This is a genomic window from Rhizobium sophorae (assembly GCF_013087515.1).
In the GTDB taxonomy this organism is placed as follows: Bacteria; Pseudomonadota; Alphaproteobacteria; order Rhizobiales; family Rhizobiaceae; genus Rhizobium; species Rhizobium sophorae.
The window spans coordinates 97,365-123,734 of sequence record NZ_JABFCN010000066.1 but is presented as its reverse complement, the minus strand read 5'-3'; the positions used below and the strand labels follow the sequence as shown (position 1 = coordinate 123,734).

The window sequence follows — 26,370 nt, the reverse complement described above, 5'->3', positions numbered from 1 at the left end:
CCGGTTTTGGAGCGGGCAAAAAATTGGGAACGGACCTGCATGCGCCTTTGGGCCGCAACCGCAAAACCGGCCGCCGGCGCCCAGGTGTCCTGCGCCTCGGTCGTATCGCCGCCAGTCTTTGCCTTTTCGCGATAGGCGGCTTTTCGCTCTATACGGCATTTCGCGGCGATGGGCTCGAACGCACCAAACCGCCGGCGGCCGAACAAGCCGCAACACCCCCTGCCAATAGCCCTCAGCCGCCGACGGCCACCACGAGCCAAGCGGCAGACGGCATGCCCCGCGCCGAGCCGCGTTCGGGCGCCAATGTCGAGCAGATGGTCACTGGCGACGGCTCGGTGGTCACCAAGTACAGTCCCCGCTCGCGCGACGGCGGCGGGCCGGTGCTGGTCGACGCCATGCAGATCGGCCAGGATCCGCGCATGGCAGCCCAGCCTAATGAAGCGCTGCTCGAAGAGACGCCTTTTGGCAGGCTGCCGATCATCGGCCCCGATGGCCGGCGGCCGATGGATCAATATGCGCGTCCCTCGTCCGGCGCGCGCGGCGTCCGCATCGCCATCGTCGTCAGCGGCCTCGGGCTCAGCCAGACCGGAACGCAGCGCGCCATCGCGGAATTGCCGGAAGAGATCACCTTCGCTTTTGCCGCAAGCGGCAACAGCCTGCAGCGCTGGATGCAGGAAGCCCGCCGCGGCGGTCACGAGATCCTTTTGCAGGTGCCGCTCGAACCCTTTGATTACCCGGCGAACGATCCAGGCCCCGAAACGCTGCTGACCACGAAACCGGCCGCCCGCAACATCGAGAACCTGCACAAGGCGATGGGCGAGATCACCAACTATACCGGCGTCATGAATTATCTCGGCGGCCGTTTCCTGTCTGATCCCGCCGCCATGGAGCCTGTCATGCGCGACATCGGCAAGCGCGGGTTGCTGTTTCTCGACGACGGCACATCGGCGCAGTCGAAGACGGCTGCGATCGCCAAGGGAACCGAACTGCCTTATGCCTTCGCCGACCTGCAGCTCGACGGCCAGCTTGATATCAACGCTGTCCTGAAAAAGCTCGACGAGCTCGAGCGCATCGCCCGCAAGAACGGCCAGGCGATCGGCGTCGCCTCGGCTTTCGATGAGAGCGTTGACGCCATCGCCAAGTGGAGCGAGGAGGCCGCGATGCGCGGCATCGAGATCGTCGGCGTTGCCGCCCTTTCCAACGACCCCAAGAATCCTTGAGAGTATCCTTGAGAAGAATCCAGAACGGAGAACAAGATGAGCCAGGCGACCGTGAAGGCCGAGGATCTGCCCTACCGCCCCTGCGTCGGCGTGATGATCCTGAACCGCGATGGCCTTGTCTGGGCGGGAAGACGCATCTCCGACGGCAATTCCGAATATGACGGCTCGCCGCAGCTCTGGCAGATGCCGCAGGGTGGCATCGACAAGGGCGAGGATCCACTGGACGCTGCCTATCGCGAGCTTTACGAGGAGACCGGCATCAAGACGGTGACCCTGCTTGCCGAAGCGAGAGATTGGATCAACTACGATCTGCCGCCGGCACTGATCGGCATCGGGCTGAAGGGGAAATTCCGCGGCCAGACGCAGCGCTGGTTCGCCTTCCGCTTCGACGGCGATGACAGCGAGATCGCTATCAATCCGCCGCCTGGCGGCCACGAGCCGGAATTCGATGCCTGGGAATGGAAGCCGATGCAGCAACTGCCGGGGCTGATCGTGCCCTTCAAGCGCGCCGTCTACGACCAGGTTGTGGCCGAGTTCCAGCATCTGGCAGCCCTACAATCCGAAGATTGATCGATACAGCATGATCGCGATTGATCAGGTCCGTTTTTGATTTCAGCAAATGGAAATAAGGGGCACCGGTTTCGATCCGGTTTGATGCAGCCGATCGCGGTGGCTGGCAGCGGATAATTCGATAGGTAACCCCGGCCGCCATAGGCGGCCGGTATCTCGTTCGAATACTATTCGGCTTCGTTGGCGGAATCGGCGTTGAGCTGGCCGTATTTGCTCTCGCCGATTTTCTCGAGCAGGTCGATCTGTGTTTCGAGGAAGTCGATATGACCTTCCTCGTCCGCCAGCAGCTCCTCGAAAAGTTTCATGGAAACGTAGTCGCCGGCGTCATGACAGATATCGCGCGACTTTTTGTAGGCCGCGCGGGCGTCGTACTCGCCCGCAAGATCGGCTTCCAGAACTTCCTTGACGTTCTGGCCGATGCGCAGAGGTGCAAGAGTCTGCAGATTGGGATGGCCTTCGAGGAAGATGATACGTGCGACAAGCCGGTCGGCATGGTGCATCTCTTCGATGGATTCGGCGCGCTCCTTCTTGGCGAGCTTGGTGTAGCCCCAGTCCTCAAGAAGACGATAATGAACCCAGTATTGGTTGACCGCACCGAGTTCGAGGAACAACGCCTCGTTAAGCCGCTCGATGACCTTTTTGTCGCCTTTCAATGTCCGCTCTCCTGTTTTCCTCATGGAATTGTTTCAAGCGGGACATGAAATCAAATATTTCGGTCTCCGTCGAGTGGCGACGGGCGTGATATTCCTCGGTCGTCTGGATAATGATGTCGACGACGTTGGGGAAACAGCCGCAGCAGCGGCCGCGTTTTTCCATGGCGTGGTAGACCTTCGCAGGCACGATAAGCTGCCAACAGTCTTCATCGAGAAGGTTGGTGATAACCTCCCGGATTTCTTTATCGGTTATATAATTGCAGCTGCAGACGAGCACGTCTTCATTCCAAACATGACACTGACTATCGTGTTTTCTGCTAAAGAAGATGGTGGCTGTCAAGAAAAAATTCGAGTCCTGCATCATTGAACAGCGGTGTCCGGTGAGACCTCCATGCATATCGTCCGGGATTATGCAGCGGTTTCAGGATGATGACGCCATAAGCAAATAAAGGCGCGCCGTATGGTCCTTATCGGTGCGATGCATTTTTAATGAAAGTTGCGTCCGCGCGGCATCACTTGGGCGGTTTCTGCCGCGCCAGCATGGCGGCCTGTGGCAACAATCCGTTTTTCCAGCTCGGCCATCTCCTGCACATTCGCAAGCTTTTTCTGCCGCTGATCGGCACCCGGCCTCAGCACCTCGTCTGCCCGCTTGCAGACGCCGAAACGCCGGGCCTCGCGTCGCAGGATACCGAGCGCCGGCGTCATGTCCTCGATATGCTCGACGACGGTATGGATCACCCCGCTCTGGCTTTGCAGCCTGCCGCGGATTTTCACCAGCCGGGCGCCCATCACGACCGAGCGGTATTTGTCGAATATCTTGTTCCAGACGATCGCATTGGCAACCCCGGTCTCGTCTTCCAGCGTCATGAAGATCACACCTTTGGCCGAACCCGGCCGCTGGCGCACCAGCACGAGGCCCGCGATCGTCACCCTCTTTCCGTTCGTGACCTTCAACAGATCGACATTGCGCGTCACACCGGCCTTGCGCAATTCCTCACGCAGGAAGGAGACGGGATGCGCTTTCAGCGACAGTGAGAGATAACGATAGTCCTCGATGACCTGCTCTCCCGGTAGCATTTCCGGCAGCTTCGCTACAGGCTCGGCCTGGAGGTCGACATGACGGACCTGCTCGAAAAGCGGCAGTTCCTCGGCCGCGCTCTTCACATCCAGCGCCCGTACCGCCCAGAGCGCGTCGCGTCGTGACAGTTTGAGGGACTGGAACGCATCGGCATCCGCCAGTCGCTCGATGACCGACTTCTGCAGACCGGAGCGTAGCCAGAGATCCCGCACCGAGCTGTAGCCTTCGCCTCGATGACTGATCAGCTGTTCCACATCGTCTGTCGAAAGGCCCTTGATTTGCCGGAAGCCGAGCCGCACCGCATGCCGGGACTTGATGATCGCGCGCATCTTCTCATGCCGGAAATCGACGGCATTCTGATCGAAGACAGCTTCTTCCAGCCCGCAATCCCAGTTCGATTCATTGATATCGACCGGCAGGATCCTTACCCCGTGCTCGCGTGCATCCCGCACCAGCTGCGCCGGTGCATAAAAGCCCATCGGCTGAGAGTTCAGCATCGCCGCGCAGAAGACGTCGGGATAATAGGCCTTGAGCCATGAGGAGGCATAGACGAGCAGCGCGAAGGAAGCGGCATGGCTTTCCGGGAAGCCGTATTCGCCGAAGCCCTTGATCTGGTTGAAACACTGCTGCGCGAATTCCTGGGCATAGCCCCTTGAGACCATTCCCTCGATGAACCGCTTTTCGAAATTGCCGATCGTACCGGTTCTTTTGAATGTCGCCATCGCTCTGCGAAGCTTGTCGGCTTCCGCCGGTTTGAAGCCTGCGGCGGTAATGGCGATCTGCATAGCCTGTTCCTGGAACAAGGGCACGCCGAGGGTTCTTTCCAGAACCGTTTCCAGCTCCTTGCTCGGATATTCGATCGGGATGTTCTTGGCCCGCTGCTCCCGGCGCTTCAGATAGGGATGCACCATGTCGCCCTGGATCGGCCCTGGCCGCACGATCGCCACCTCGATGACGAGATCGTAGAATAGCTTCGGCTTCAGACGCGGCAGCATGCTCATCTGCGCCCGGCTTTCGATCTGGAAGACGCCGAGCGTATCGGCCCGGCCCATCATCTCGTAAACCGGCTCGCCTTCGTCTCCATGCTCCTTGTTGCCGAGGTCTGCGAGCGTCTTCTTCACGTCGTAATGCAATTCAAGCAGCGAGAAGGCCTTCCGCAGGCAGGTCAGCATGCCGAGCGCCAGCACATCCACCTTGAGGATCTTGACGTTGTCGAGGTCGTCCTTGTCCCACTCGATCATGTAGCGATCCGGCATCGCCGTCTTCATGATCGGCACCACCTCGTCGAGCCGGTCCCGTGTGATGACGAAGCCGCCGACATGCTGGGTGAGGTGGCGGGGAAAGCCGAGAAGCTCGGAGGCATATTTCAGCACGTTCTGTGACACAGGATCCTTGATGTCGAGGCCAGCTGCCTTGGCATCCCGTTCCGAGAGATTGTCTTCGGACCAGCCCCAGACGAGACTGCTGATCGCCGATTGCACATCCTCCGACAGTCCGAACGCCTTGGCGACCTCACGGCCGGCCGAACGGGTCCGGTAGGTGGTCACCCCCGCCGTCAGTCCGGCATGTTCTATGCCGTATCTCTTGTAGATGAACTGGATGACCTCTTCGCGCCGGTCATGTTCGAAATCGACATCGATATCCGGCGGTTCATCCCGATCCATCGAAATGAAACGATCGAAGAGCAGCGTGCTCTTTTGAGGATCGACTTCCGTTATCTCAAGGCAATAGCAGATGACCGAGTTTGCCGCCGATCCGCGTCCCTGGCACAAAACCTTGAGCTCATAGCGGGCGTGCTGGATAATCCTGTGAACCGTCAGGAAATAGGAGGCATATTTCTTCCTTCCAATCAGATCGAGTTCATACTCGATCTGCGGTGCAACCTTGGGCGGAATACCCTCGGGATAGCGTCTTGCCGCTCCCGCCCTCGTCAGCCTTTCGAGTGTCTCCTGCGGCGTTTCGCCGGGATCGTTTTCTGGCGGATAATTGTGCTCCAGTTCCTTCAGCGAAAAGGTCAGCCTGTCGAAAAATACCTGCGTATTTTCGATCGCATCAGGATAGTCCCGGAAGATCCGGACCATTTCACGTGAATCCTTGAGGTAGCGCTCGGCATTCGGCGCCAGCAGAAATCCGGCTTGTGGTATCTGCACATGCTCCCGGATCGCGATGACGACATCCGAAAGCGGCCGGCGTTCAGGATGATGGTAAAGCGGCTGGTTGGTCGCAATCAGCGGCAGACGATTTCGTACCGCAAGCATGGCAAGCACCGCAAAGACCTGCCTATCGCGGCCGTCATAGGCTGGCGCCAGCGCCATAAAAAAAGCCTTGCCGAACCGTCTGCGAAACCGCTCCAGATAATCCTCCAGTGCCGACTGCCCGGCCTGGCTCTCGACAAGAGTCCGATCGGGAACGAGGGCAAGCATCATCTCGTCCCCCCATTCCATGAGTTCCGCTTCCGTCAGAATGCAACTTCCCTTGACCGATTCCTCCTTCAGATTGCCGGCGCTCAGAAGACGGCAAAGGTTTGCCCAGCCTCGCCGATTACAGGGATAAGCGAGGATATCAGGCGTTCCATCGGAAAAGACGAGACGGGCGCCCGGTTGAACCCGGATAGGATCGAGAATGACCTCCGTTTTTCCTTTCTTCTTCGTCTCGGCTAAAATCGCATCCTTGTTTTTGTATCTCTCCTCAAGCTGCTCCGCCTGTGCATGCGCCCGCACCACGCCGGCAACCGAATTCCGGTCCGCAATCCCGAGGCCGCCGAGCCTGAGATGAGCGGCCTGTACGACCATCTCTTCCGGGCCGGAGGCGCCTTCGAGAAACGAGAAATTCGTTCTCGTGCCGATCTCGAAAAATGCGGGTTCGCTCTTCATGCGAAAACACCGTGCATGAACCAGCGAGGATGGAATTCCTGACCATAGAAGCCGCGACGATAGATCCAGAAGCGATGTCCGGTCTCGTCCTCGATGCGGAAATAGTCACGCGCCTCGGCATCATCCCCATCGATCCACCACTCCATGGCAATCCGTTCCGGCCCTTCGCTTCTTGCCACCTGATGCTGCATGCGTCGCCAGCGGAAGATCTGCGGCGGACCATCGGGCACTTCGGCAAGTATGGTCTCGACGGGCTCCGGCGTTGCAAAGAGCCGCAGCGGGCGCTCTTCGCGGAAAGGAAGAGGAATGTCCTGCGCCGCCTTCCGCCTGGGAAGGCTCTCCATCACAGGAACCGTGATGACGGCGCGTTCCGGCACATGGCTCTCGCGGAGCTGGAAGCTTTGCAGGCAATCCGCACCAAGCCGGGCCGAGACCCGGTCGACGAAGGCCGAAAGCGAGATCTCTCCCTGACGGCCGCCCTCGAAATCACCCTGCGCCTCGTTGAAGGGATCGTGCCGCAACACATTCAACCGCAGGATCTCGAAACCATAGCCGGCATCGAGATCGTCATAGACCGCCTGCAATCGCTCGGAAAAAAGCCCGGCAATGAATTTTGGTTCGCGAAGCGGCTGCGAAGCGCCGACGGAGATACGAAAGACCCTGCCGTCGACGCGGAACAGCACCAGTTCGAATACCCGCCCGCCAGCCCCCCGCGCCTCCAGCGACGGCTGCAGCGATAAGGCGAGCTGCCTGGTGACGGCAAGGATCTGCTCTTCCGTCCCGATGGGCTCGATCAGCCGGCTTTCGGCCGAGAGGCTGGCAACAGGACGCCGAGGCGAGACCGGCTCCTCTTCACGTCCCAGCGCCTGGTCGAGACGCAGAAGCGGCTCCGGGCCGAACCGTCGGGTCAGCGGCGCTCGCGGTGCATCGATGACGTCGCCGATATATTTCAGACCGAGCTTCTTCAGGGCATCGACGGTTTGTCCTTCCAGCCGCAAAGCTGCAACCGGCAAGGACACCAGCACATGTTCCGTCTCTTCGTCCTCGATCACGCCGCCTTGCCCGAAGCGGGACGCGGCCCAGGAAAGACCGGGCGACGATGAGATCGCGCCGCGGGCATCGAACCCCATATGAAAAAGCCGCGACAGCACATCCTTGAGAAGCGCCTTTTCACCGCCGAAAAGATGGGCGCAGCCGCTAATGTCGAGAAACAGGCCGTCCTTGCCGTCAAACGCCACCAGCGGCGTATAGCGGTCGCACCAGTCGGCAATTGCCTCCAGCAACCGGCGGTCGGCCGCCGGATCCTCTTCCGCGACCTCGAGCATCGGGTACATGGCGCGCGCTTCGGCAACGCCCATCTCCTTCTTCAACCCCAGCCTCTCGGCCAACTCGTCCAGCGCCGTCAGCCGCATGGCATTGTTGAGTTTGCCGGAACAGACGATAGGCGGCGTCTCAGGACGCCCTTTCGAACGCCAGGAGAGCCCCCATCGCTTGCGGGCGATGCGGTCCGTTGGCAGATGTGGGAAGCTGAGCGCCAGAATGCGCTGACTGTTCGCCTGGAGGACGAACGAGGTTTGGTTCGGCGACAGGGAGAAATTCTCGTTCATGGGGATTCCACTCCAGAAGAAAGGAGAGCGGGGCCGGATTTCGGCTCTTCTCCAGCGTCAGACGGAAAATCGGATTGCCGATGCTGCCGGAAAGTTTCGATCCATCCGGCAACGACCGCAGAGCGGACGGGGCTGGTTCGACATGCAGACGGAAGGCCGCACTGCTTGCCTCCTCCGCTCCGGCCTGACGGACAAGAAAGAGCGGACGGCGGGCAGCATGCGCCCTGAGACTGAGCCGGCGGCTTTCGGTCAGGCCGAAATGGGCGGGATTGCCCCGCACTTCGAAGATGACGGCCGAGAAGGCAGCGCTTTCCACCGCCACCTCCGCCAGCCAGAGCGCCTCGTCCAGCTTGCGCGGCGCGGCATGGAGAAACCGCTCCGGGCTCAGTCCGAAATCCCGAAGCCCGGGAGCATAGGGACGGCCGGCCTCCAGCGTGCCGACGGCATCACCGATCCAGAGCAACGGCAGAAGGCGGCCGGCATCCGCCTCCTGTTTTTGCAGTCGCGCGGCAACAGCCATCGCCAGCCCGCTTGCAGCACCGGCATCACGAGACAGAGCGGAACGGAATTCGGTGATCGCATCGAGCGGCAGGCCGCCTTCCAGCGCCCCGTCGAGAAACTCCACCCCAAACGGCAGGGGCGGCAGAGTGCGCTCCTGGCGGGTCTTACGTCCTTCCGCCAGGGCTTCCCGTTCCGCTGCAGCAAGCGCCGGCGCGGGCCTTCCCTCCAGTCTGGCGATAGTTTCGCGGAGCGCAAAAAGCCGCTCGCGCGCCAGGGCGTGCTGCGCCATGGCGTTCTCCGATCCATCTTGTTCCTGTTATGTTCTTATAGATTCCAGAGAGCTAATGAAGAGTCAACGGCCATTTTCTATGAAAATATTCCTGCCTTTGATTCCGCACTCGAAAATTGGCGATAAAGGTTCTATATGGGCCCGCAAAGGAAGGAATATTCATGGCCCGCATAGACCAGAGCGATGATTGGCGGGACCGCCATGCGCCGACGATCAGCGCCTTCGAGTCGCTGGCGATGGAGGCCTACAGCCATCTTCCGGATGAATTCCGCCAGCTGACGACCAACCTCACGATCGAGATCGAAGATTTCCCCGATGATGACGTTTTCGAGGACATGGCGCTGGAAACCCCTTTCGATCTGCTCGGCCTTTTCGAGGGCAGAGGCATTTCCGAACGTTTCACGGTGGAAACCGGCGAGATGCCGAACCGCATCCGCCTCTACCGCCGTCCCATTCTCGACTACTGGGCTGAGAACGACGAGACGCTCGGCGATATCATCACCCACGTCCTGATCCACGAGATCGGCCACCATTTCGGGCTGAGTGACGATGACATGGAGCGGATCGAGGCAAGTGCCGAGGAAGCCGCCGAGCGCTAAACCGCGCGTTCGGCAGAACGCGCTACTGCTCGGAGAGCTTCATCTCGGGATGGTAATCCTTGCCTTCGACATGCTTGACGACGGCCTGGCCGCACTGCATCGCGCCGGTTGCGGCATTGAAGGCATAGGTCGGAGAGCCCTCCAGCGACCAGCCCTTGTTGAGGGCGGCGGTGACCTTATGGCAGAAGGAAGCATCGTCGGGACCGGTCAGGAAGCGGTAGAGTTTCATCACATCGTCTTTCGTGCTGCAGCCTGGCGGGCTGCGATCAGGCGGGCTTTATGGACCAGACTTTCCGCCTGGACAAGATGCAGCCGCTCGACCATCCGCCCGCCTGCATTGATGACGTTCAGCCCATCGGAGGCGGGGTCGGCAAAGGCTGATATGATCGCCTCCGCTTCCGCAATCGCTGCCGGATCCGGGCCGAAATGGCTGTTGGCGGGCTCGATCTGCGCCGGATGGATCAGCATCTTGCCGGCAAAGCCCATGGCCCGGCCCTGCAGGCATTCGGCATCGAAACCCTGTTCGTCCCTGAAATCGTTGAAGACGCTGTCGATCGCATCGAGCCCATAGGCACTGACCGCAAGCACGACCTGCATCAGCCACGGCACGAGATAGCTCCGCCCCGGCTGCGGCAGCACGCCGGTTTCCTTGCGCAGGTCGTTCAACCCGACGACAAGACAATCGAGCCGCGAGCCCGGCGTGCGCCCGGCCTCGGCGATCGCTCCCGCATTGAGGATGCCGCGCGGTGTCTCGATCATCGCCCAGATGCGCAGATCCTCCGGTGCATCGGTCTCGGAGAGTAGGTCACTGAGCGCCATGACATCCTGCGGTTCATCGACCTTCGGCAGCAGCACGGCATCGGGACCAAGCGCCGTCACCAGCTCCATGTCCGCTAGGCCGAAATCGGTGGACAGACTGTTGATGCGGATGATCCGCTCCTTGCCTTGGAGCAGCCGAGCCGAAAAGAAATTCCTCAGGTTTTCCCGCGCTTCCGTCTTCCTTTCCGGCGCCACGGAATCCTCGAGATCGAAGATCACCGCATCGCAATCGACCGCATGGGTTTTTTCGAGGGCGCGGGGATTGATGGCAGGCACGCTCAGCACCGAACGGCGCAGGCGGATGGAGCGGGTCATGTGGTTTCGGCTCATGGCGAATTAGTGCCAAGCTTTGAAAGCCGAAGCAAGCAGCCCACCCCAGAACCTCCTACAGAACAACAAAAAGCCATGCTTGCCTTGCAGAGAGGAAAGAGAAGGACCACATTCCTTTCCGAAGAAAGGTCTCTAACCATGCAGAACATTCGCTCCATCTTCCTCGTGCTTGCCGGCGCCACCATTTTCGTGGCCATGCTGATTTTCACCTTTTCGGTGACGCTCGCCGTCGGCGGCATCCTGACCGTGCTCATGGTCGGACGCGCGCTTTCGATGAAGATGAAGCCCGCTCCGGTCCGCGCCAAGGCAAACAATGGCAAGCGCGAGATGCGGGTGTGGAACGACGGTCGCGGCACGATCATCGATCTCTGATCACCTTTTCGCTGAAAATTTTGGTTCGCTGAAAAATTTCGGCCGACACTGTCGGATCACGCTTCCATGCTACGTCCTCGAAGCAGCCAGGCATTCAGCCGGCGTTCGAAAACGAATGGAGGACAAGCATGGATACGACGACAGAGAGCAACCCGACCAAGATGCCACCGGTCAAGAACGGCCTGCTGCCCTATCTGACGGTCGGCGGCGCGGTGAAAGCTGCGGAATTCTACAAGAAGGCTTTCGGCGCCGAAGAAGCCTATCTCGTGCCGGTCGACGAGAACGGCCGGACGATGCATGTGCATCTCTACATCAACGGCAGCTCCCTCATGCTGTCGGATGCCTATCCCGAATTCGGCCCCTTCAAAGGCCATGAAGGCTTCGCCATCCAGCTTATTATCGACGATATCGATTTCTGGTGGGATCGCGCGGTTGCCGCTGACGCCGAAGTCGTCATGCCGGTCGAACTGATGTTCTGGGGCGACCGCTATGGCCAGCTTCGTGATCCGTTCGGCGTCCTCTGGGGGTTGAACGCACCGTCCAAATAAGGGAAAGGCGCAATTGGGCGGACCGCGCGAAACGTCGCGTGGCCGCCATCTGTGAAAGATTCTCCTTCATTTCGGCGAAAAACTGGACTAGATGCAAATTCAGGAAGTAGATTTGCAGAAATGGAGCATGGGTCATGGATAAATTCGTGAAGCTCACGGGCGTTGCTGCGCCCTTGCCGGTCGTCAATATCGACACCGACATGATCATTCCGAAGGATTATCTGAAGACGATCAAGCGCACCGGCCTCGGCACCGGCCTCTTCGCAGAGGCCCGCTATAACGAAGACGGCTCCGAAAACCCGGATTTCGTGCTGAACAAGCCGGCCTATCGCGATGCCAAGATCCTGGTTGCCGGCGACAATTTCGGCTGCGGCTCCTCGCGCGAGCACGCGCCCTGGGCGCTTCTGGATTTCGGCATCCGCTGCGTTATTTCGACCAGCTTCGCCGATATTTTCTACAACAACTGTTTCAAGAACGGCATCCTGCCGATCAAGGTCAGCCAGGAAGATCTCGACAAACTGATGGACGACGCCTCGCGTGGCTCCAACGCCATCCTGACCGTCGACCTCGAAAACCTCGAGATCACCGGCCCCGATGGTGGCTTGATCAAGTTCGATCTCGACGAGTTCAAGCGTCACTGCCTGCTGAACGGTCTCGACGATATCGGCCTGACGCTGGAAAAGGGCAAGGCGATCGACAGCTTCGAAAAGAAGAACGCCGCTTCGCACCCCTGGGCAGCCTGAGCCCTTCCAATCGGTTACCGATCAAGCCGGGCTTACGCCCGGCTTTTTCTTTTGCGGCACTTCAAAGAAATTTCTCTTTCCAAGCCTTGAGTTTTTCGAGCGACACGCCGATGCCGCCGCAGACTTCGATAAGCGGATTATCGAAGCGCTGAAGCAGCCCGGCATGCACATCGGCAACCGCAAGGGCCGCACCGCAGGCCGGCTCGACCAGAATGCGCTGCGCATCAGCAAATTTCAGGCAGGCGGCAACGGCATCGGCGTCGCTGACGAGAACACTTTCGATCGGATAATGCTTCGGCAGGTCGAAGACATGCTGCGCCACCTGCCGCGCCCCGAGCGAATTGGCAATCGAGGTAATGGCGGGAAGGGTGATACGCTCATTCGCCTTGAGGCTGGCATGGAGCGAGGCCGCCCCTTCCGTTTCGACGGCGATAACAGGCACATCGGAGAGCCCGTTGCGCTTCAACCCCTCGACGATGCCGGCAAGCAGCCCGCCGCCGCCGACGCTGGTGACGACGCAATCGAATTTTGCCCCTTTCGCCACCACCTCGTCGATCAGCGTGGCATGGCCATCCCACAGAAGCGGATGGTCAAAGGGGTGCACATAGGTTGCCTTGCGGCTCCGGGCGAGTTCGACCGCATGGGCATTGGCCTCATCGAAAACCGAACCATGAACGAGGACATTCGCGCCCGTTGCGGCAATCGTCTGCCGTACGTCGGCCGCCGTCGTCTCCGGCACGACGATTGTGACCGGCACACCGAGCGCCCGGCCGGCATAGGCCGCCGCAATGCCGGCATTGCCGCCGGAAGCGCAGAAGATTTCGCGCGCCCCATTTTCCACCTCGTGCTGGCAAAGCCGGCCGACGCCGCGCAGCTTGAAGCTGCCGGAAGGCTGCAGCGCATCGAGCTTCAGCCAGAGCGGTTTGCCGCTGGCGCTGTAGCCAGGTGCGGTCTGGAGCAAGGGCGTATCGAGGTGGAGAGGCGCGAAAGGCATGGGAACCATCCAGGATAAAGATAGGGTCACCGTTCTAATCCGTTTGCGGACGCAGGAGCAACCGTCGCGGCGAAGAGCGAAGCGTACCGATTCACCGCTTCTGTCGCTTGAAATGCCCATTTCCGGGGTCTAAGAAACCGCAACTTGTTTTTCCCAGGAGGATTTCATGACAGCGCGCAATCTTTTCCTGCTGCCGGGTGACGGCATCGGTCCCGAGGCCATGGGCGAGGTCCGCAAGATCATCGCCTATATGAACGAGGCGATGAATGCCGGTTTCGTCACCGACGAAGGCCTTGTCGGCGGCAGCGCCTATGATGCGCATGGCGCTGCCATCTCCGAAGCCGATATGCAGAAGGCGCTTGCCGCCGATGCCGTTCTGTTCGGCGCCGTCGGCGGCCCGAAATGGGATAGCGTGCCTTACGAAGTGCGCCCGGAAGCGGGCCTCTTGCGCCTGCGAAAGGATCTGCAGCTCTTCGCAAACCTGCGCCCCGCCATTTGCTATCCGGCCCTTGCTGCGGCCTCGTCGCTGAAGCCGGAGCTGGTCGAAGGCCTCGATATCCTGATTATCCGCGAGCTGACGGGCGGCGTCTATTTCGGCGAGCCGAAGGAAATCATCGACCTCGGCAACGGCCAGAAGCGCGGCATCGACACGCAGGTCTATGATACCTACGAGATCGAGCGCATCGCCGGCGTCGCCTTCGAAATGGCCCGCACGCGGCAGAATCGCGTCTGCTCCATGGAAAAGCGCAACGTCATGAAGTCGGGCGTGCTCTGGAACCAGGTGGTAACCGAGACGCATAAGGCGAAATATTCCGACGTCCAACTCGAACACATGCTGGCCGATGCCGGCGGCATGCAGCTGGTGCGCCAGCCCAAGCAGTTCGACGTCATTGTCACCGACAATCTCTTCGGCGATATGCTCTCCGACGTCGCCGCCATGCTGACCGGTTCGCTCGGCATGCTGCCGTCGGCCTCGCTCGGCGCGCCCGACGGCAAGACCGGCAAGCGCAAGGCGCTCTACGAGCCGGTGCATGGCTCGGCCCCCGACATCGCCGGCAAGGGCATCGCCAATCCGATCGCCATGATCGCCTCCTTCGCCATGTGCCTGCGTTACTCCTTCAATCTGGTGAAGGAAGCCGACGATCTGGAAAGGGCGATCGCCAACGTGCTCGACAAGGGCATCCGCACCGGCGACATCATGGCCGATGGCGCAAGGCAGGTCGGCACCGTCGAGATGGGCGATGCGATCCTCGCCGAGTTCAAGGCGCTAGCAGCCTGATATATTTCACGTGAAACAATCCTTTGCCCTTCGTATCGTGCTTGCGGGGGCTTTTTCAGGGATGACAACCCGCCGAGCCCGGTCGAATTATCCGCAACGGCCTATCCTCGGCCGTAATCTCGTGTATTTTTGCGCGGGATTTCACAAGCGCATACTCGCAAGCTGGACGCGATTTTCCGGCTTATGCGCCAGTGCAAACTGTTAGGCGGCTCTCGAACGCGCGACGCTCGAGGTTAATTCGAACGGACGACTTAATGCGGGCATTTTGGAATTCCCTGGATAGGCGCTGGCGCCGGAGCGATGTTGCGATGCCGCCTTTGCGCTGGCAGGCCTGTCTCTTCATCACGATCAATGCGGTGATCCTTTCCATGCTTCTCTTCGATGCGCCGATTGGCGCCAGCGAACCTCACGGGCTGGTGAAGCAACTCGGCGAGCTCCTAACCGGTTTCGGCGATTCCGCCTGGCTGATCTACAGCAGCATCCTGCTCTTCTTTCAGGGCCGGGCGGGCTACAAGCTCCTGAAGACGGCGCGGTCCAGAGCACAGGCGCTTTATGTCAGCTGGATCGGTGCCTATCTCTTCACCACAGTCGTCTTGTCAGGACTTCTCGCCAATCTCCTGAAACGGGCGATCGGAAGGGCACGTCCCGATCAATTCCACGATCATGGTATGTTTTCCTTCGCGCCCTTTTCGGGCCATTCCGCTTTCGAAAGTTTCCCGTCCGGCCATTCCACCACGGTCGGTGCCTTCTTCGCCGCCTTTGCGCTTCTGTTTCCGCGCTACCGCGTTGCCTTCATCGCCTGCGCAATTTGGTTCGGCATGACACGCGTCATGGTCGGCGCCCATTATCCAAGCGACGTCATCGCCGGTCTTGCCTTCGGCGGCTGGTTCTCGCTACTGACGGCGATCGTCTATGCCCGCTGTGGCCTGCTCTTCAAACTGGCGCCGGATGGCTGGCCGCTCGCCAAGCGCCTGTTCCGCACCGTATAATGCCTTAAATCAGAATTGATTTACGAATAAAAATTATGCGGTCGTTATAGTATTTTGCGTGTTCAAAGAGACGCGCGGCGCCGCAAGATAAAAAAGCCCGGCGCCTTGTGAGCGCCGGGCCTCTTTCAAGCTTGCAGAACGCGAATGCGTCATCAATCCATGGCGTGGATATCCCTGTTCTTCGTTTCCGGCAGGAAGATCAGGCCGATCACCAGCGTGATCGACGCAAAGACGATCGGGTACCAGAGACCATAGTAGATATCGCCTGCGGCAGCGCTCATCGCGAAGGCTGTCGCCGGCAGCAGGCCGCCAAACCAGCCGTTGCCGATGTGATAGGGCAGCGACATGCCGGTATAGCGGATACGGGTCGGGAAAAGCTCGACCAGCAGAGCGGCGATCGGGCCGTACACCATCGTCACATAGAGGACGAGGACGAACAGCACGGCGATCGTACCGATCCAGTTGACGCGGGCGGGATCGGCGGTCATGGCGAAGGTACCGCCATTGGCGATGTTGTAGACCGCCATGTCGGTGACGCCATTGGCCTCATCCGCCGTCAGCAGCTTGCCTTCGACCAACTTGGCTGCCGGCATGGTTTCCTTCTCGCCGGTGCGCACGGTATCGGCGTTGAGCGCCAGTTCAGGATTGGCGGCGATGAAGGCATCGAGCTTGGCATCCGGCACCTTGACGGCGCCGCGGTTCAGCGGGTAGCCGGCACCTTGGAGCGCGATGTTGACGCCCTTTTCAAAGGCGGCGGTCATGCCCTTGGCCTTGTCGCCGGCAGCGACGACGTCGAAGCTTGGGATCGTCGCGTTGCCGACCTTCACCGTTGCCGGCTGTCCAGCAGGACCGGGCACGACGTCGTAAGGCACCGAATTCCTGGTCAGGAACGCCGTCGCCACGTCGCAAGAGCTGGTGAACTTCGCCGTGCCGGTCGGGTTGAACTGGAACCTGCAGTCCGCCGGATCAGCTGTCACCGTTGCCCGAATCGAAGCCTGCGCTTCGGCTAGCGCCGGGTTTGCCGTCCAGGTCATCGCCTTGAACAGCGGATTGTAGGTCACCGCCGCAATGAGAAGGCCTGCCATGATGATCGGCTTGCGGCCGATCTTGTCGGAGAGGCCGCCGAAGATGACGAAGAACGGCGTGCCGAGGAGAAGTGCGATGGCGACCATGACATTGGCCGAGAACAGATCCACCTTCAGCACGTTCTGCAGGAAGAACAGTGCATAGAACTGGCCGCCGTACCAGACGACCGCCTGGCCCATAGTGGCGCCGAGCAGCGCGATAATCGCGATCTTGGCATTTTTCCATGTTCCGAAGGCCTCGGTCAGCGGCGCCTTGGAGCCTTTGCCTTCCGCCTTCATGCGCTGGAACGCCGGCGATTCATTCATCTTCAGGCGGATCCAGACGGAAATGCCGAGCAGGACGACCGAGACCAGGAACGGAATGCGCCAGCCCCAGGCGGCGAACTGAGCCGCACCCATCAGATATTGGACAAAGACGATGACGATCAGCGACAGGAACAGGCCGAGCGTCGCCGTCGTCTGGATCCACGAGGTGAAGTAGCCGCGGCGCCCGTTCGGCGCATGTTCGGCGACGTAGGTTGCCGCACCGCCATATTCACCGCCCAGCGCCAGACCCTGGAGCAGACGAAGCGCGATCAGGATGATCGGGGCCGCGATGCCGATGGTGGCGGCACCCGGCAGGATGCCGACGAGGAAGGTCGACAGACCCATGATCATGATCGTCATCAGGAAGGTGTATTTACGGCCGACGAGATCGCCGAGACGGCCGAACACCAGCGCGCCGAAGGGGCGGACCAGGAAGCCGGCGGCAAAGGCGAGCAGCGTGAAGATGTTACGCGTTGCCTCGGGATATTGGGTGAAATAGGTCGCACCGATATAGGTGGCGAGCGAACCATAGAGATAGAAATCGTACCATTCGAAAACGGTGCCCAGCGAAGAGGCGAAGATGACCTTCTTCTCCTCGCCGGTCATCGGAGCGGCCTTCGCGCCGTCGATGCTTGCGACATTTGCCATTGTCTGTCCTCCACAGAGTGATGATCAACGCGTGCGGCCTACTTCTCCTCAAAGCAGACCCCTGGCCGCGACACGCCTGACGGGAGTGTGCCAGAAACGACAGATCAAAAAGAGAGAGGCTTTCGGATTATGACTTTAGTCTAATAATGGCGCCCGGTTCTCACACACATCAGCCCCGCCGCCGCCCGTGAGGATTGCGCTGCCGGAGGTTTGGAAGCAGGTATCGCTTCGGTTTGCGACGTGGACCCATTACGCTCTCAGCGCCTGCGCCGGCGATTGCCGGTAGGCGAGCACTGCCGGCAGCGCGGCAAGAATTGTGGCAAAGGCAAGCAGCACCGCTGCAAGCGCGGTATCTTCACGGGCGAAGCCGACCGGCATGGTGATCCCGCTCGTCTGCAAGAACATATTGGACAAAGTGAGGGCCGCGGCATAACCGAGCACGAATCCGAGTGCGATGCCGACCGCGACCAGGAAGAAGAATTCCAGCCAGACGATGCCGAAAATGGCGCGGCGTGGGGCGCCGAAGGCCCTGAGTGCGCCGATCTGACGGCGGCGCTGGCCGATATGGATGACCGTGACCAGCACCAGCGAGGCTGCGACGAGAGCTTGCGCGCCAGAGGCGACCGCAATGAGGATCTGTTTGGCGTCGCCGAGCGTGGCGTAGAGATTGGTCAGCACCTCGCCGGGAAAGACGGCGACGGTATTGCCGCTGCGATAATCCTGCCGCAGCTTCTAGGCATCGGCGATCGTCTTTGGCTTGACGAGAATGGCAGGAACGCCGGGAGCGCCTCCAGTCCAGCTCTCATCGAGCGCGGCATCCGGATCGGCCTCGCCGTGATGCTCATGCCCATCGTGATCAGCGCCGGCTTTCTCATGCTCATGACCATGTTCAGCGCTATCCGTGCCGGACGCCACTTCATGATCGTGCTCGGCTTCGGCACCATCCTCCAAATGCTTTTCCGCCTCCATGCCATGGATGTGCCAGACGGCCTGGATCGGAACGAGAATGGCCCGATCCCACGCGGTGCCGGTCGGCCGCAAGCGGCCGGCGATATGATAGATGAGCTCGGTATGGGTCTCGCCGCCCTCGTGCAGCGACCCGTGCATCGGCTTGATCTCGCCGCCGAGCGACAGCTTGACAGCGGCGCCGATCACGGCTTCGCCCTCGCGCCCGAAAATCTTGCCTTCGGCCAGACCGCCGGACAGGTTCTGCGCCAGCATGGTCGTCGTGCCGATGATCGGATAGCCGGAGAAGGAATCGCCGAAGCCGATCGGAGCTGCCCAATCGACCCGTGGATCCGCGGCAAGTTTGCCCAGCACTTCGCCCGGCATCAGCGGCAAAGGCGAGGGCTGCAGGAAGACGGAGGACAGCACGAGCTGCGTCTCGCTGCCGCCGGCGCCGATGATAAGATCGAACTTGTCGGCAGCGCGTGCGCTGCCGAGACGAAGCGCCCGCTCCTGCAGGACGACGGAAACGCCGAGCGCGGTCGAAAGCGCCACCAGCAGCACGACCACCAGCGATCCCGCCCAGAGGCGACGAAGATCGGAAAGGATGAAGCGGATCATGCAGCTTCTCCTGCCGTTGCCGCGGAATCTTCGCTGATCCGGCCGGAACCGAAGGCGATGCGCCGATCGAGGCGGCTGGCCAAGCGCTGGTCGTGTGAAACGACGATCAGCGTGCTGCCTTCGGCGATGGCCAGATCGAGGATGAGATCGCCGACCGCCTCGCCGCTTTCGGCATCGAGGCTTGCGGTCGGCTCGTCGGCGATGATGACGCCGGGCTTGCGCAGCAGCGCGCGGCCGATCGCCACGCGCTGCATCTCGCCGCGCGACATGGTTTCGATCTTCTGGCCCGGACGGGAAAGACCGACGGTGCTCAAAAGCGAATGCGCCCGCTCGATGACATCATCCGTGGCGGCCCCGGCAAGACGCGCCGGCAGCAGCACGTTTTCCAGCGCCGACAGGCCGGGGAAGAGATGGAACTCCTGCATAACCAGGCCGATATTGGCGGCACGGAATCGGTCGCGCCGGCTTTCTGAAAAATTCGCGATATCCTCGCCGTTCCAGAGGATGCGGCCTTGGCGTGTCCGCTCCAGCCCGGCAACGATATTGACGAAGGTGCTTTTGCCGGAACCGGAAGCGCCTGTAATGGCGACCCTGCTGCCGGCATCGATCGACAGGCGGCCGATCGCCAGTGCCGGCGAGGACAGGCCCCGGAAGGCAACGGAAAGGTTTTCGATATCAAGAGCGAGCATATCGTTCAGGCAGCGGAATATTCGGCTTGGCGGAGGCGCAGCAGGCTGACGAAGCCGGTGTCCGGGTCCGTCCACGAACCGTATTCCAGCGTGCCGCGCACTTCTATCGTCTGGCGCGGCTGCACGAAGGTCTGCTTCTCGCCGAGATAGACGACGACGATATTGTCCGGCCAATCCGCATCCGAGGAGCAGAAGGGGCAGAGCGACATCGGCACCTCGGTGAGCACGAAGAACTGGGCCTCGGCTTTCAACGGTGGTGCCATGAAACCTTTCATGCTGACGTCGCTGCCGGCAAGGCGCTTCACCTTGTCGGAAAATTCGAGGCCGAGCACGCCGAACTTGCCGTAAAGTTCATCGAAGCTGATCGAGGAATCCGCAGCAAAACTCGGGCGAGCCACAGCGGTAAAGACCAGCGTACCGATGGCGCCGATCAGGCCGCGGCGGCTGAGATGCAGCGAAGGGAACTTTTCCATGGCGATCTCCAAGAATGAAGTCCCGGCCGCTGAACGGCCGGGACTATGATCGACGAAAGCGGCAAGCGGCCTTGCCGGATCGGCTTCAGATCAGTTCGTCTGCTTGGCGCCGAGAGCGAAGGTGTCGGCAAGCACGCGATAGACGTCGCTCTGTTCCATGTAACCATGGAACTCTTCCGAACCCGGGCCCGCCGACTGCAGGACGACGTCGTCGACCGCATGGACGCCACTTTCGCTGCTCTTCGGAAGATTGCCCTGAACGAAGACCGCGCCGGGAACATCCTTATACTGCTCGTTGGCGACATATTCCTTCTTTTCGTTCTGGACAGCCGGAACGAACGGACCGTCGAGCTTCGGACGGAAGGTCTCGTAGTGATCGGGGCCGTTATTGGCGCTCAGGAACAGCCGGCGGCTGACGTCGACCTTATCGGGATAGTCGTCGCCGTTTTCGTCCTTGTAGTTCGGGAAGCCAGCCTCGGCATAGGTCCCGACCTTTTCGCGCATTTCCGTGCCTGGCTTCTCATCATCGACGGTACCGATGATCGATACGCCGTGGGTGTGGTCGCCGGTGACGACGATCAGCGTATCAGGATGGGCCTTCTGGAACTCGCGGGCAACACCGATCGCCTTGTCGAATTCGATGGTGTCGATGACCGCACGATCCCAATCGAGTGGATGCGACATCTTGTCGATGGAGGAGCCTTCGACCATCAGAAAGAAACCCTCCGGATTCTTCGAGAGGCGATCGAGCGCAACCTTGGTCATATCGACGAGGCCCGGCTGGTTCGGGAACTTGTCGACCGTGCCCTTTTTCAGGAACTCTCGATCGAGCGTGACGTCCATGTTGCCGGTGTGGAAGAGGCCGAGGAGATTGCCCTCAGCCGAGGCATTGGCGGCGAGCTCGTTCTTATCGGTCGCCAGCTTATAGCCGGCATCCTGGAACAGCTTGATGTAATCCTGGTTATCCTTGCGCTTCGAACCGGCAACCTCCTTGCCGAGGAAATAGGCCGAACCGCCGCCAAGGATAACTTCCGGCTTCACCTCGAGCAGCATGCCGACGATGTCGGCCTTATCGTTGCGGCTGCGGGTATGGGAAACGACCGCAGCTGGTGTCGCGTCCTCGACTTCGGAGGTCGCGACGATGCCGATCGACTTCTTGGTCGTGCGGCGAACGGCTTCCCCAAAGGTTTCGACACGCGGATCATCGAGCGGAGCCGGCGTACGGTCCGCATAAACGCCGAGTGCGTTGACGGCCGCCTTATGGCCCGTCATGAAGGCCGACATGGTGTTGGCCGAGTCGGTGGCAACCGCATTCGTCGCCGACGTGCCGATGAAAGCCATGCGATCGAGGTCGTCCATGTTCAGCCGGCCATTGGCCTTCCCTTCGGTCATGCCCTTGGACATGATGCGGGCGGCAGTGCGGTGCGCAACGGAAAGCCCATCACCCAAGAGGAAGATGATGTTCTTGGCCTTCGGCTGAGCCGCGGTTTCGTAGACGTTCCAGGTAACGGACTTCGTTTCGTCGCTGGCAGCGACCTCGACCTTATAGGCGCCGGGAGCGGAAATCTTCAGGCCGCGCAACAGGAGAGCGGAGCCGAGCGCCTTGTCTTCCTTGCCCTTTTCCAGCTCGACGAACTGCGCCTCGCCGCCGAGAACGGTCTTGTAGTCCTGGCCGTTGACGGTGATCTTCACGTCTTCGGGCTTAACCTGCTTGTTGAGCTCGACCTTGAAATCGAACGGCGAACCGACAAGGATCGTCGCGCGATCGAGCGGATAGACCGTCGTCGCCTGAGCGGCGCCCGCAAGGATGGTGGTGGCCGCAAAGGCGGCAAGAAGCGTACGCATGGAAAACCCCCGTTTTCGTTGCAAACATTAACAACCGCGCCGGGATACTTCCCGAGGATGACAGCGGCATGACAAAACGTCGCAGCATTGCGGCTGCCGCTTTCGCCTGCCGGCTCTGAGCGCAAAAACCTTGACTCCTGTAGAAAACCTTCTAAGAGCAACAGCGGAAAAGGAATCTCCATGGTTCGCGACGAACACGCCATTGCCGAATGCAGTGACCGGGCACGAGTTGCCGGGGTGGACATTGCCGTTCCGGTTTCTTCCAAAACCAAGGCCAAAACGACGACGAAAACCGTCTGACGTCTCTGGCCTGCCGCTCTCTCCCCGGCTCGGCTGGGGACAGGAAGACGCGATTAATCGCGCCTTTCCCCTCACCGGACAAGAGGAGAGAAGAGAAAGAGAGCTTGAGAAATGGGTTTCAAAGTAGCAGTTGCGGGAGCGACCGGAAATGTCGGCCGGGAGATGCTCAACATCCTCTCCGAGCGAGGCTTCCCCGCCGATGAGGTTGTGGCACTCGCCTCCTCGCGTTCGCAGGGCACCGAGGTATCCTACGGTGACCGGACGCTGAAGGTCTCCAATCTGGAGAATTACGATTTCTCCGATACCGACATCTGCCTGATGTCGGCCGGCGGCGAGATCTCCAAGAAGTTCTCGCCGAAGATCGGCCAGCAGGGCTGCATCGTCATCGACAATTCCTCGGCCTGGCGCTACGACGCCGACGTGCCGCTGATCGTGCCGGAAGTGAACCCGGATGCCATCAGCCAATTCACCAAGCGCAACATCATCGCCAATCCGAATTGCTCGACAGCCCAGCTGGTGGTGGCGTTGAAGCCGCTGCACGACTTTGCCAAGATCAAGCGCGTCGTCATCTCGACCTACCAGTCGGTATCCGGCGCCGGCAAGGACGGCATGGACGAGCTCTTCAACCAGACGCGCGCCGTCTTCGTCGCCGATCCGATCGAGAACAAGAAGTTCACCAAGCGTATTGCCTTCAATGTCATCCCGCACATCGACGTCTTCATGGAGGACGGCTACACCAAGGAAGAGTGGAAGGTGCTGGCCGAGACGAAGAAGATGCTCGACCCGAAGATCAAGGTAACCTGCACGGCGGTGCGCGTGCCGGTTTTCATCGGTCATTCGGAATCGGTCAACATCGAATTCGAAAACGAGATCACCGCCGATCAGGCCCGCGACATCCTGCGCGATGCACCGGGCTGCCTCGTCATCGACAAGCGCGAGGATGGCGGCTACATCACGCCTTATGAATCCGCCGGCGAGGATGCGACCTACATCTCACGCATCCGCGAGGATGCGACGGTCGAAAACGGCCTCAACATCTGGGTGGTCTCCGACAATCTGCGCAAGGGCGCTGCGTTGAACGCCATCCAGATCGCCGAGCTGCTCATCAATCGTGGCCTTGTCAAGCCGCGCAAGCAGGCCGCCTGATACCATTTGTAAACCATAATATGCTAAAGCCCTGCTGATGATTGAGGCAGGGCTTTTTGCCGAACTGTGGACGCTTCTGTCCATAGGCGCTTGCTGAAAAAGGTGATCGTGACAAGATCGCCTTCGGCTGGCATTCTGCCCGGCATCAAGCTAAAGCATGCCGTCCACAACCGTGCATCGGTTCGGGACAGCGACATGAACAGAACGAAGACTTTGAGCGCGTCGCATGGCCCCGGTCGGCCGCGGCGCGCTTCAGATCGGAAGCGGGGTTTCTCATGCGCATGACAACATTCTTTCTGGCGGCGTTTACGGTAGCGGGCGTCCTCCACGCGCTGCCGGCAGCGGCCCAGGGCGCTCAATGCGGCAATAATAGCAGCGGTTTCGGTGCATGGGTCGCCGACTTCAAGCAGGAAGCGGCGGCAAACGGCGTCAGCCGCTCGGTCCTCGACCGCGCCTTCGCCAACGTCAATTACAACAGGCCGACGATTGCCGCCGACCGCGGCCAGAAGAGCTTCAAGCTCTCCTTCGACGCTTTCATGCAGAAGCGCGGCGGTGCCGCGATCATCTCCCGCGGTCGCAGCATGAAGGCCGCCAATCAGGCGCTTTTTGCCTCGATAGAGCGCCGTTTCGGCGTTCCGGCCGGCCCGCTGATTGCGATCTGGGGCATGGAGACCGGTTTCGGCAGCTATATGGGCAACCAGCATACGCTGTCGGCTGTTTCGACCCTTGCCTATGACTGCCGTCGTTCGCAATATTTCACCGACCAGCTCTATGCAGCACTCCAGCTCGTCTCCGAGGGTTATCTGAGCCCACAAGCCAAGGGCGCTGCCCATGGTGAAATCGGCCAGACGCAGTTTCTGCCGCGCAATGTCGTGCGCTTCGGCGCCGACGGCGACGGCAACGGCCGCGTCGACATGGTCGGTTCCCGCGCCGATGCACTGGCCTCGACGGCGAATTTCCTCAAGGGCCACGGCTGGCGCGCCGGCGCCGGCTATCAGCCGGGAGAGCCGAATTTCGTCGCAATCCAGGGCTGGAACGCCGCCAGCGTCTACCAGCAGGCGATCGCCTATATCGGTCAGCAGATCGACGGCAGATAGGCCCGATAAAATACGCGAAACGCCGCTGCGATATGCGGCGTTTTTCATATGCGGGAATCAAAGCCGCCGCCGGACACCGCCTTGCGTCGCTCCTCCTGCACCGGGGGCGGCAGGATTGGTCCCGAGACGACGCAATTGCGGCCGGAGGCCTTGGCGGCGTAAAGCGCCAGGTCGGCCCGCTTGACCAGATCCTCGAAGTTCCGGTTGGTGGCTTCATTTGCCCGTCCGGCGCATCCGAAACTCGCCGTCACCTTGAGAACATCGCCGCTCGGCAGGGGGATTTCCGCCGCCTCGATCGCCAGCCGCACACGCTCGGCAACGATTGCGGCATCGTCAGGCGTCGAATCCGGCAGAAGCGCCAGGAACTCCTCGCCGCCATGGCGCACCAGCAGATCGAAGGAACGAAAATTCTCACGCGCGACGCCCGCGACATGCCGGAGCACGGCATCGCCGGCGTCATGCCCGTGAATGTCGTTGATCTTCTTGAAATGATCGAGGTCGAACAATACGACGGAAATCCAGCGTGATCCGTGCTCGGCCTGTGTGAGAAGTGCGGATGCGGCAACCTCGAAGCCGCGTCTGTTGTAAAGGCCGGTCAGAAGATCGGTCTGGGCGGCGCTGCGCAACTCCCCCACCAGCGTCTCCCGATCCTGGGTCAGCCGGTCGATCAGGCGCAGGCCCTTTGCCGCCAGCAGCAGCACCAATGTGGCGAGAATCAGCAGGCCGGCACACAGCGCCAGAATCCGCGTGAGGTGTATGTGCGAGCGCGTCGAAAGGTTTTCGCCGGTCTCGTGAATATCCTGTGCGGCCTCGATCATCTTGTGCTGCAGGAAGCTCATGCGCTCGCTCTGCGCGGCGGCCCAGACGTCATGCACGGCGCGTGTCGGCCGCGATCCGGCGAGAATGGCATCGGTGATCGCATCCGCCTTCACCTGGCTGCTGCGGCCGAGATAAGCAACGATGTGGCGCACGACCGGCGCGGAGGAATGGAAAACCATGTGATCCATGCCCTCGCCGAGCATGACCTTGCCCTGTACGAAGAGCTCAACCGGCAATCTGGCTGAAGCCCCTTGGTTGAGATAACGGGTGCCGATCCCGGTGATCAGCCTTTCGCCGTAATAGGTCAGCAGGATGCCCATCAGCTGATTGGATTTCTCAAGCAGCACCGGATCGCTGATCAGCGGTGAAAGCGCATCGACGACGGCAAGCTGCTTGAGAGCCGCATACCAGTAGATGGAACCGGGATCACTGCCGGTATAACGCCCCTGGTCGACGGCGCTGCGCGCCGCGACGATGCGGCTGTAGGCAAGGCTGAGGATCGATAATTCGCCGACGAGCCCCTCGTCGAGCGCATCGCGGGAGGGCAGGCTGGCATAAAAAGCGCGGCGTTCGCGATCGAGCGTCACCCGGCTTTGCTGCATGTCGATAGCAGTCCTGCTGCTGGGATGTGCGAGGTAGCGGCGGGTGGCGCCAATCTCAGTCAGAATCTCCGTGGCGGCGATCGACCCGCCACGGGCAAGCACATCGGCAAACTGCCGGTCCTTTTCGAGGTTCCAGTATTGATTGACCGAAGAACGGATGACGACGACGCCTTCAATGAGCATGAAGACGAAAGGCAGCATGATGGCCGCCAGGATAACCCTTTTGATGGTTTCGAACTTCATCGCCAATCGCCACGGTGATCAAAACGTCGGTCGTGCGCGACCAATTGACGGCGAGCTTAACAACAATCCTTAAAAAACTGATAAACT

The 26,370-nt window shown here is 60.6% G+C and carries 24 protein-coding genes and 1 pseudogene; 11 read left to right on the top strand and 14 right to left on the bottom strand.

Annotated features, from left to right (window positions below; genetic code table 11):
- Positions 1-23: 23 nt before the first annotated feature.
- Together G9X64_RS32850 and G9X64_RS32845 are read left to right on the top strand one after the other, a co-directional pair.
- Positions 24-1,220 carry a divergent polysaccharide deacetylase family protein gene (locus G9X64_RS32850; protein WP_168309202.1) on the top strand — a complete coding sequence of 399 codons (1,197 nt, stop codon included), beginning with the start codon at positions 24-26 and terminating at the stop codon, positions 1,218-1,220.
- Positions 1,221-1,256: 36 nt separating this feature from the next.
- Complete coding sequence (locus G9X64_RS32845; protein ID WP_168309203.1) at positions 1,257-1,790, top strand: RNA pyrophosphohydrolase; 534 nt, start codon at positions 1,257-1,259, stop codon at positions 1,788-1,790.
- Positions 1,791-1,957: 167 nt separating this feature from the next.
- On the opposite strand, the gene bfr is transcribed toward G9X64_RS32845, so the two are convergent.
- The 5 genes from bfr to G9X64_RS36880 form a co-directional block, all read right to left on the bottom strand.
- Entirely contained in the window at positions 1,958-2,443 is a 486-nt protein-coding gene (gene bfr, locus G9X64_RS32840) for a bacterioferritin (protein WP_003543950.1), read from the bottom strand.
- Positions 2,409-2,807 (bottom strand): (2Fe-2S)-binding protein, encoded by a 399-nt coding sequence (locus G9X64_RS36885; protein WP_240603957.1) that lies wholly within the window; start codon positions 2,805-2,807, stop codon positions 2,409-2,411. The genes bfr and G9X64_RS36885 overlap by 35 nt, the downstream gene beginning before the upstream one ends.
- A gap of 122 nt (positions 2,808-2,929) precedes the next feature.
- Positions 2,930-6,394, bottom strand: a complete 3,465-nt coding sequence (locus G9X64_RS32830) for an error-prone DNA polymerase (RefSeq protein WP_171378232.1) — start codon at positions 6,392-6,394, stop codon at positions 2,930-2,932.
- On the bottom strand, positions 6,391-7,836 hold the full coding sequence (locus tag G9X64_RS32825; RefSeq protein ID WP_312864222.1) for a Y-family DNA polymerase: 1,446 nt from the start codon (positions 7,834-7,836) through the stop codon (positions 6,391-6,393). The genes G9X64_RS32830 and G9X64_RS32825 overlap by 4 nt, the downstream gene beginning before the upstream one ends.
- Positions 7,837-7,846: 10 nt before the next feature.
- The gene (locus tag G9X64_RS36880; RefSeq protein ID WP_246271132.1) at positions 7,847-8,791 is read right to left on the bottom strand and encodes an ImuA family protein; all 945 of its coding nucleotides are present in this window, start codon (positions 8,789-8,791) and stop codon (positions 7,847-7,849) included.
- A gap of 161 nt (positions 8,792-8,952) precedes the next feature.
- On the opposite strand from G9X64_RS36880, the gene G9X64_RS32820 reads away from it, so the two are divergent.
- Positions 8,953-9,390: a metallopeptidase family protein gene (locus G9X64_RS32820; RefSeq protein ID WP_003543974.1), complete on the top strand. Its 438-nt coding sequence runs from the start codon at positions 8,953-8,955 to the stop codon at positions 9,388-9,390.
- A 22-nt stretch (positions 9,391-9,412) separates the two neighbouring features.
- Here G9X64_RS32820 and G9X64_RS32815 read toward each other — a convergent pair whose 3' ends face one another.
- Together G9X64_RS32815 and G9X64_RS32810 are read right to left on the bottom strand one after the other, a co-directional pair.
- Positions 9,413-9,619, bottom strand: coding sequence for a DUF1737 domain-containing protein (locus tag G9X64_RS32815; protein ID WP_018244122.1), 207 nt, complete (start codon positions 9,617-9,619; stop codon positions 9,413-9,415).
- A complete protein-coding gene (locus tag G9X64_RS32810; RefSeq protein ID WP_168309206.1) occupies positions 9,619-10,539 on the bottom strand; it encodes an HpcH/HpaI aldolase/citrate lyase family protein in 921 nt (306 codons plus the stop codon). The genes G9X64_RS32815 and G9X64_RS32810 overlap by 1 nt, the downstream gene beginning before the upstream one ends.
- 138 nt (positions 10,540-10,677) lie before the next feature.
- On the opposite strand from G9X64_RS32810, the gene G9X64_RS32805 reads away from it, so the two are divergent.
- From G9X64_RS32805 to leuD, 3 genes are all read left to right on the top strand, one after another.
- On the top strand, positions 10,678-10,911 hold the full coding sequence (locus G9X64_RS32805; RefSeq protein WP_168309207.1) for a hypothetical protein: 234 nt from the start codon (positions 10,678-10,680) through the stop codon (positions 10,909-10,911).
- A gap of 128 nt (positions 10,912-11,039) precedes the next feature.
- Complete coding sequence (locus tag G9X64_RS32800; RefSeq protein WP_171378231.1) at positions 11,040-11,459, top strand: VOC family protein; 420 nt, start codon at positions 11,040-11,042, stop codon at positions 11,457-11,459.
- A 134-nt stretch (positions 11,460-11,593) separates the two neighbouring features.
- Positions 11,594-12,202 (top strand): 3-isopropylmalate dehydratase small subunit, encoded by a 609-nt coding sequence (gene leuD / locus G9X64_RS32795; protein ID WP_097583102.1) that lies wholly within the window; start codon positions 11,594-11,596, stop codon positions 12,200-12,202.
- 61 nt (positions 12,203-12,263) lie between these two features.
- Here the strand turns inward: leuD and G9X64_RS32790 are convergent, their stop codons facing one another.
- The gene (locus tag G9X64_RS32790; RefSeq protein ID WP_168309209.1) at positions 12,264-13,196 is read right to left on the bottom strand and encodes a pyridoxal-phosphate dependent enzyme; all 933 of its coding nucleotides are present in this window, start codon (positions 13,194-13,196) and stop codon (positions 12,264-12,266) included.
- 166 nt (positions 13,197-13,362) lie between these two features.
- Here G9X64_RS32790 and leuB point away from each other — a divergent pair, with 166 nt between their 5' ends.
- A complete protein-coding gene (gene leuB, locus G9X64_RS32785; protein WP_168309210.1) occupies positions 13,363-14,475 on the top strand; it encodes a 3-isopropylmalate dehydrogenase in 1,113 nt (370 codons plus the stop codon).
- Positions 14,476-14,729: 254 nt separating this feature from the next.
- Positions 14,730-15,464 carry a phosphatase PAP2 family protein gene (gene lpxE, locus G9X64_RS32780; protein WP_205917146.1) on the top strand — a complete coding sequence of 245 codons (735 nt, stop codon included), beginning with the start codon at positions 14,730-14,732 and terminating at the stop codon, positions 15,462-15,464.
- Positions 15,465-15,616: 152 nt separating this feature from the next.
- Here the strand turns inward: lpxE and G9X64_RS32775 are convergent, their stop codons facing one another.
- From G9X64_RS32775 to G9X64_RS32755, 5 genes and pseudogenes are all read right to left on the bottom strand, one after another.
- Positions 15,617-17,503, bottom strand: a complete 1,887-nt coding sequence (locus G9X64_RS32775) for an MFS transporter (protein WP_168309212.1) — start codon at positions 17,501-17,503, stop codon at positions 15,617-15,619.
- 249 nt (positions 17,504-17,752) lie between these two features.
- Positions 17,753-19,069: pseudogene (locus G9X64_RS32770) on the bottom strand (ABC transporter permease).
- The gene (locus G9X64_RS32765; protein ID WP_168309214.1) at positions 19,066-19,758 is read right to left on the bottom strand and encodes an ABC transporter ATP-binding protein; all 693 of its coding nucleotides are present in this window, start codon (positions 19,756-19,758) and stop codon (positions 19,066-19,068) included. Before G9X64_RS32765 ends, G9X64_RS32770 begins: the two are co-directional and overlap by 4 nt.
- Positions 19,759-19,763: 5 nt before the next feature.
- Positions 19,764-20,231 (bottom strand): hypothetical protein, encoded by a 468-nt coding sequence (locus G9X64_RS32760; protein ID WP_168309215.1) that lies wholly within the window; start codon positions 20,229-20,231, stop codon positions 19,764-19,766.
- Between the two features lie 90 nt (positions 20,232-20,321).
- Positions 20,322-22,076 (bottom strand): alkaline phosphatase, encoded by a 1,755-nt coding sequence (locus G9X64_RS32755; protein ID WP_171378230.1) that lies wholly within the window; start codon positions 22,074-22,076, stop codon positions 20,322-20,324.
- 87 nt (positions 22,077-22,163) lie between these two features.
- On the opposite strand from G9X64_RS32755, the gene G9X64_RS37195 reads away from it, so the two are divergent.
- The 3 genes from G9X64_RS37195 (at position 22,164) to G9X64_RS32740 (ending at position 24,619) form a co-directional block, all read left to right on the top strand.
- The gene (locus G9X64_RS37195; protein ID WP_168309217.1) at positions 22,164-22,376 is read left to right on the top strand and encodes a hypothetical protein; all 213 of its coding nucleotides are present in this window, start codon (positions 22,164-22,166) and stop codon (positions 22,374-22,376) included.
- A gap of 111 nt (positions 22,377-22,487) precedes the next feature.
- Positions 22,488-23,522, top strand: a complete 1,035-nt coding sequence (locus tag G9X64_RS32745) for an aspartate-semialdehyde dehydrogenase (RefSeq protein ID WP_168309218.1) — start codon at positions 22,488-22,490, stop codon at positions 23,520-23,522.
- Positions 23,523-23,797: 275 nt separating this feature from the next.
- A complete protein-coding gene (locus G9X64_RS32740; protein ID WP_168309219.1) occupies positions 23,798-24,619 on the top strand; it encodes a lytic murein transglycosylase in 822 nt (273 codons plus the stop codon).
- Between the two features lie 44 nt (positions 24,620-24,663).
- Here G9X64_RS32740 and G9X64_RS32735 read toward each other — a convergent pair whose 3' ends face one another.
- Positions 24,664-26,283, bottom strand: coding sequence for a GGDEF domain-containing protein (locus G9X64_RS32735; RefSeq protein ID WP_168309220.1), 1,620 nt, complete (start codon positions 26,281-26,283; stop codon positions 24,664-24,666).
- Between the last annotated feature and the right edge of the window lie 87 nt (positions 26,284-26,370).

Bases quoted from the DNA above. Each gene is read 5' to 3' on its own strand.
- G9X64_RS32745 (WP_168309218.1), top strand. From the start codon at position 22,488: ATGGGTTTCAAAGTAGCAGTTGCGGGAGCGACCGGAAATGTCGGCCGG.
- leuB (WP_168309210.1), top strand. From the start codon at position 13,363: ATGACAGCGCGCAATCTTTTCCTGCTGCCGGGTGACGGCATCGGTCCC.
- G9X64_RS32790 (WP_168309209.1), bottom strand. From the start codon at position 13,196: ATGCCTTTCGCGCCTCTCCACCTCGATACGCCCTTGCTCCAGACCGCA.
- lpxE (WP_205917146.1), top strand. From the start codon at position 14,730: ATGCGGGCATTTTGGAATTCCCTGGATAGGCGCTGGCGCCGGAGCGAT.
- G9X64_RS32800 (WP_171378231.1), top strand. From the start codon at position 11,040: ATGGATACGACGACAGAGAGCAACCCGACCAAGATGCCACCGGTCAAG.
- G9X64_RS32810 (WP_168309206.1), bottom strand. From the start codon at position 10,539: ATGAGCCGAAACCACATGACCCGCTCCATCCGCCTGCGCCGTTCGGTG.
- G9X64_RS32845 (WP_168309203.1), top strand. From the start codon at position 1,257: ATGAGCCAGGCGACCGTGAAGGCCGAGGATCTGCCCTACCGCCCCTGC.
- G9X64_RS36880 (WP_246271132.1), bottom strand. From the start codon at position 8,791: ATGGCGCAGCACGCCCTGGCGCGCGAGCGGCTTTTTGCGCTCCGCGAA.
- G9X64_RS32830 (WP_171378232.1), bottom strand. From the start codon at position 6,394: ATGAAGAGCGAACCCGCATTTTTCGAGATCGGCACGAGAACGAATTTC.
- G9X64_RS32735 (WP_168309220.1), bottom strand. From the start codon at position 26,283: ATGAAGTTCGAAACCATCAAAAGGGTTATCCTGGCGGCCATCATGCTG.
- G9X64_RS32760 (WP_168309215.1), bottom strand. From the start codon at position 20,231: ATGGAAAAGTTCCCTTCGCTGCATCTCAGCCGCCGCGGCCTGATCGGC.
- G9X64_RS36885 (WP_240603957.1), bottom strand. From the start codon at position 2,807: ATGATGCAGGACTCGAATTTTTTCTTGACAGCCACCATCTTCTTTAGC.
- leuD (WP_097583102.1), top strand. From the start codon at position 11,594: ATGGATAAATTCGTGAAGCTCACGGGCGTTGCTGCGCCCTTGCCGGTC.
- G9X64_RS32765 (WP_168309214.1), bottom strand. From the start codon at position 19,758: ATGCTCGCTCTTGATATCGAAAACCTTTCCGTTGCCTTCCGGGGCCTG.
- G9X64_RS32805 (WP_168309207.1), top strand. From the start codon at position 10,678: ATGCAGAACATTCGCTCCATCTTCCTCGTGCTTGCCGGCGCCACCATT.
- G9X64_RS32815 (WP_018244122.1), bottom strand. From the start codon at position 9,619: ATGAAACTCTACCGCTTCCTGACCGGTCCCGACGATGCTTCCTTCTGC.
- G9X64_RS32820 (WP_003543974.1), top strand. From the start codon at position 8,953: ATGGCCCGCATAGACCAGAGCGATGATTGGCGGGACCGCCATGCGCCG.
- G9X64_RS32775 (WP_168309212.1), bottom strand. From the start codon at position 17,503: ATGGCAAATGTCGCAAGCATCGACGGCGCGAAGGCCGCTCCGATGACC.
- G9X64_RS32755 (WP_171378230.1), bottom strand. From the start codon at position 22,076: ATGCGTACGCTTCTTGCCGCCTTTGCGGCCACCACCATCCTTGCGGGC.
- G9X64_RS32740 (WP_168309219.1), top strand. From the start codon at position 23,798: ATGCGCATGACAACATTCTTTCTGGCGGCGTTTACGGTAGCGGGCGTC.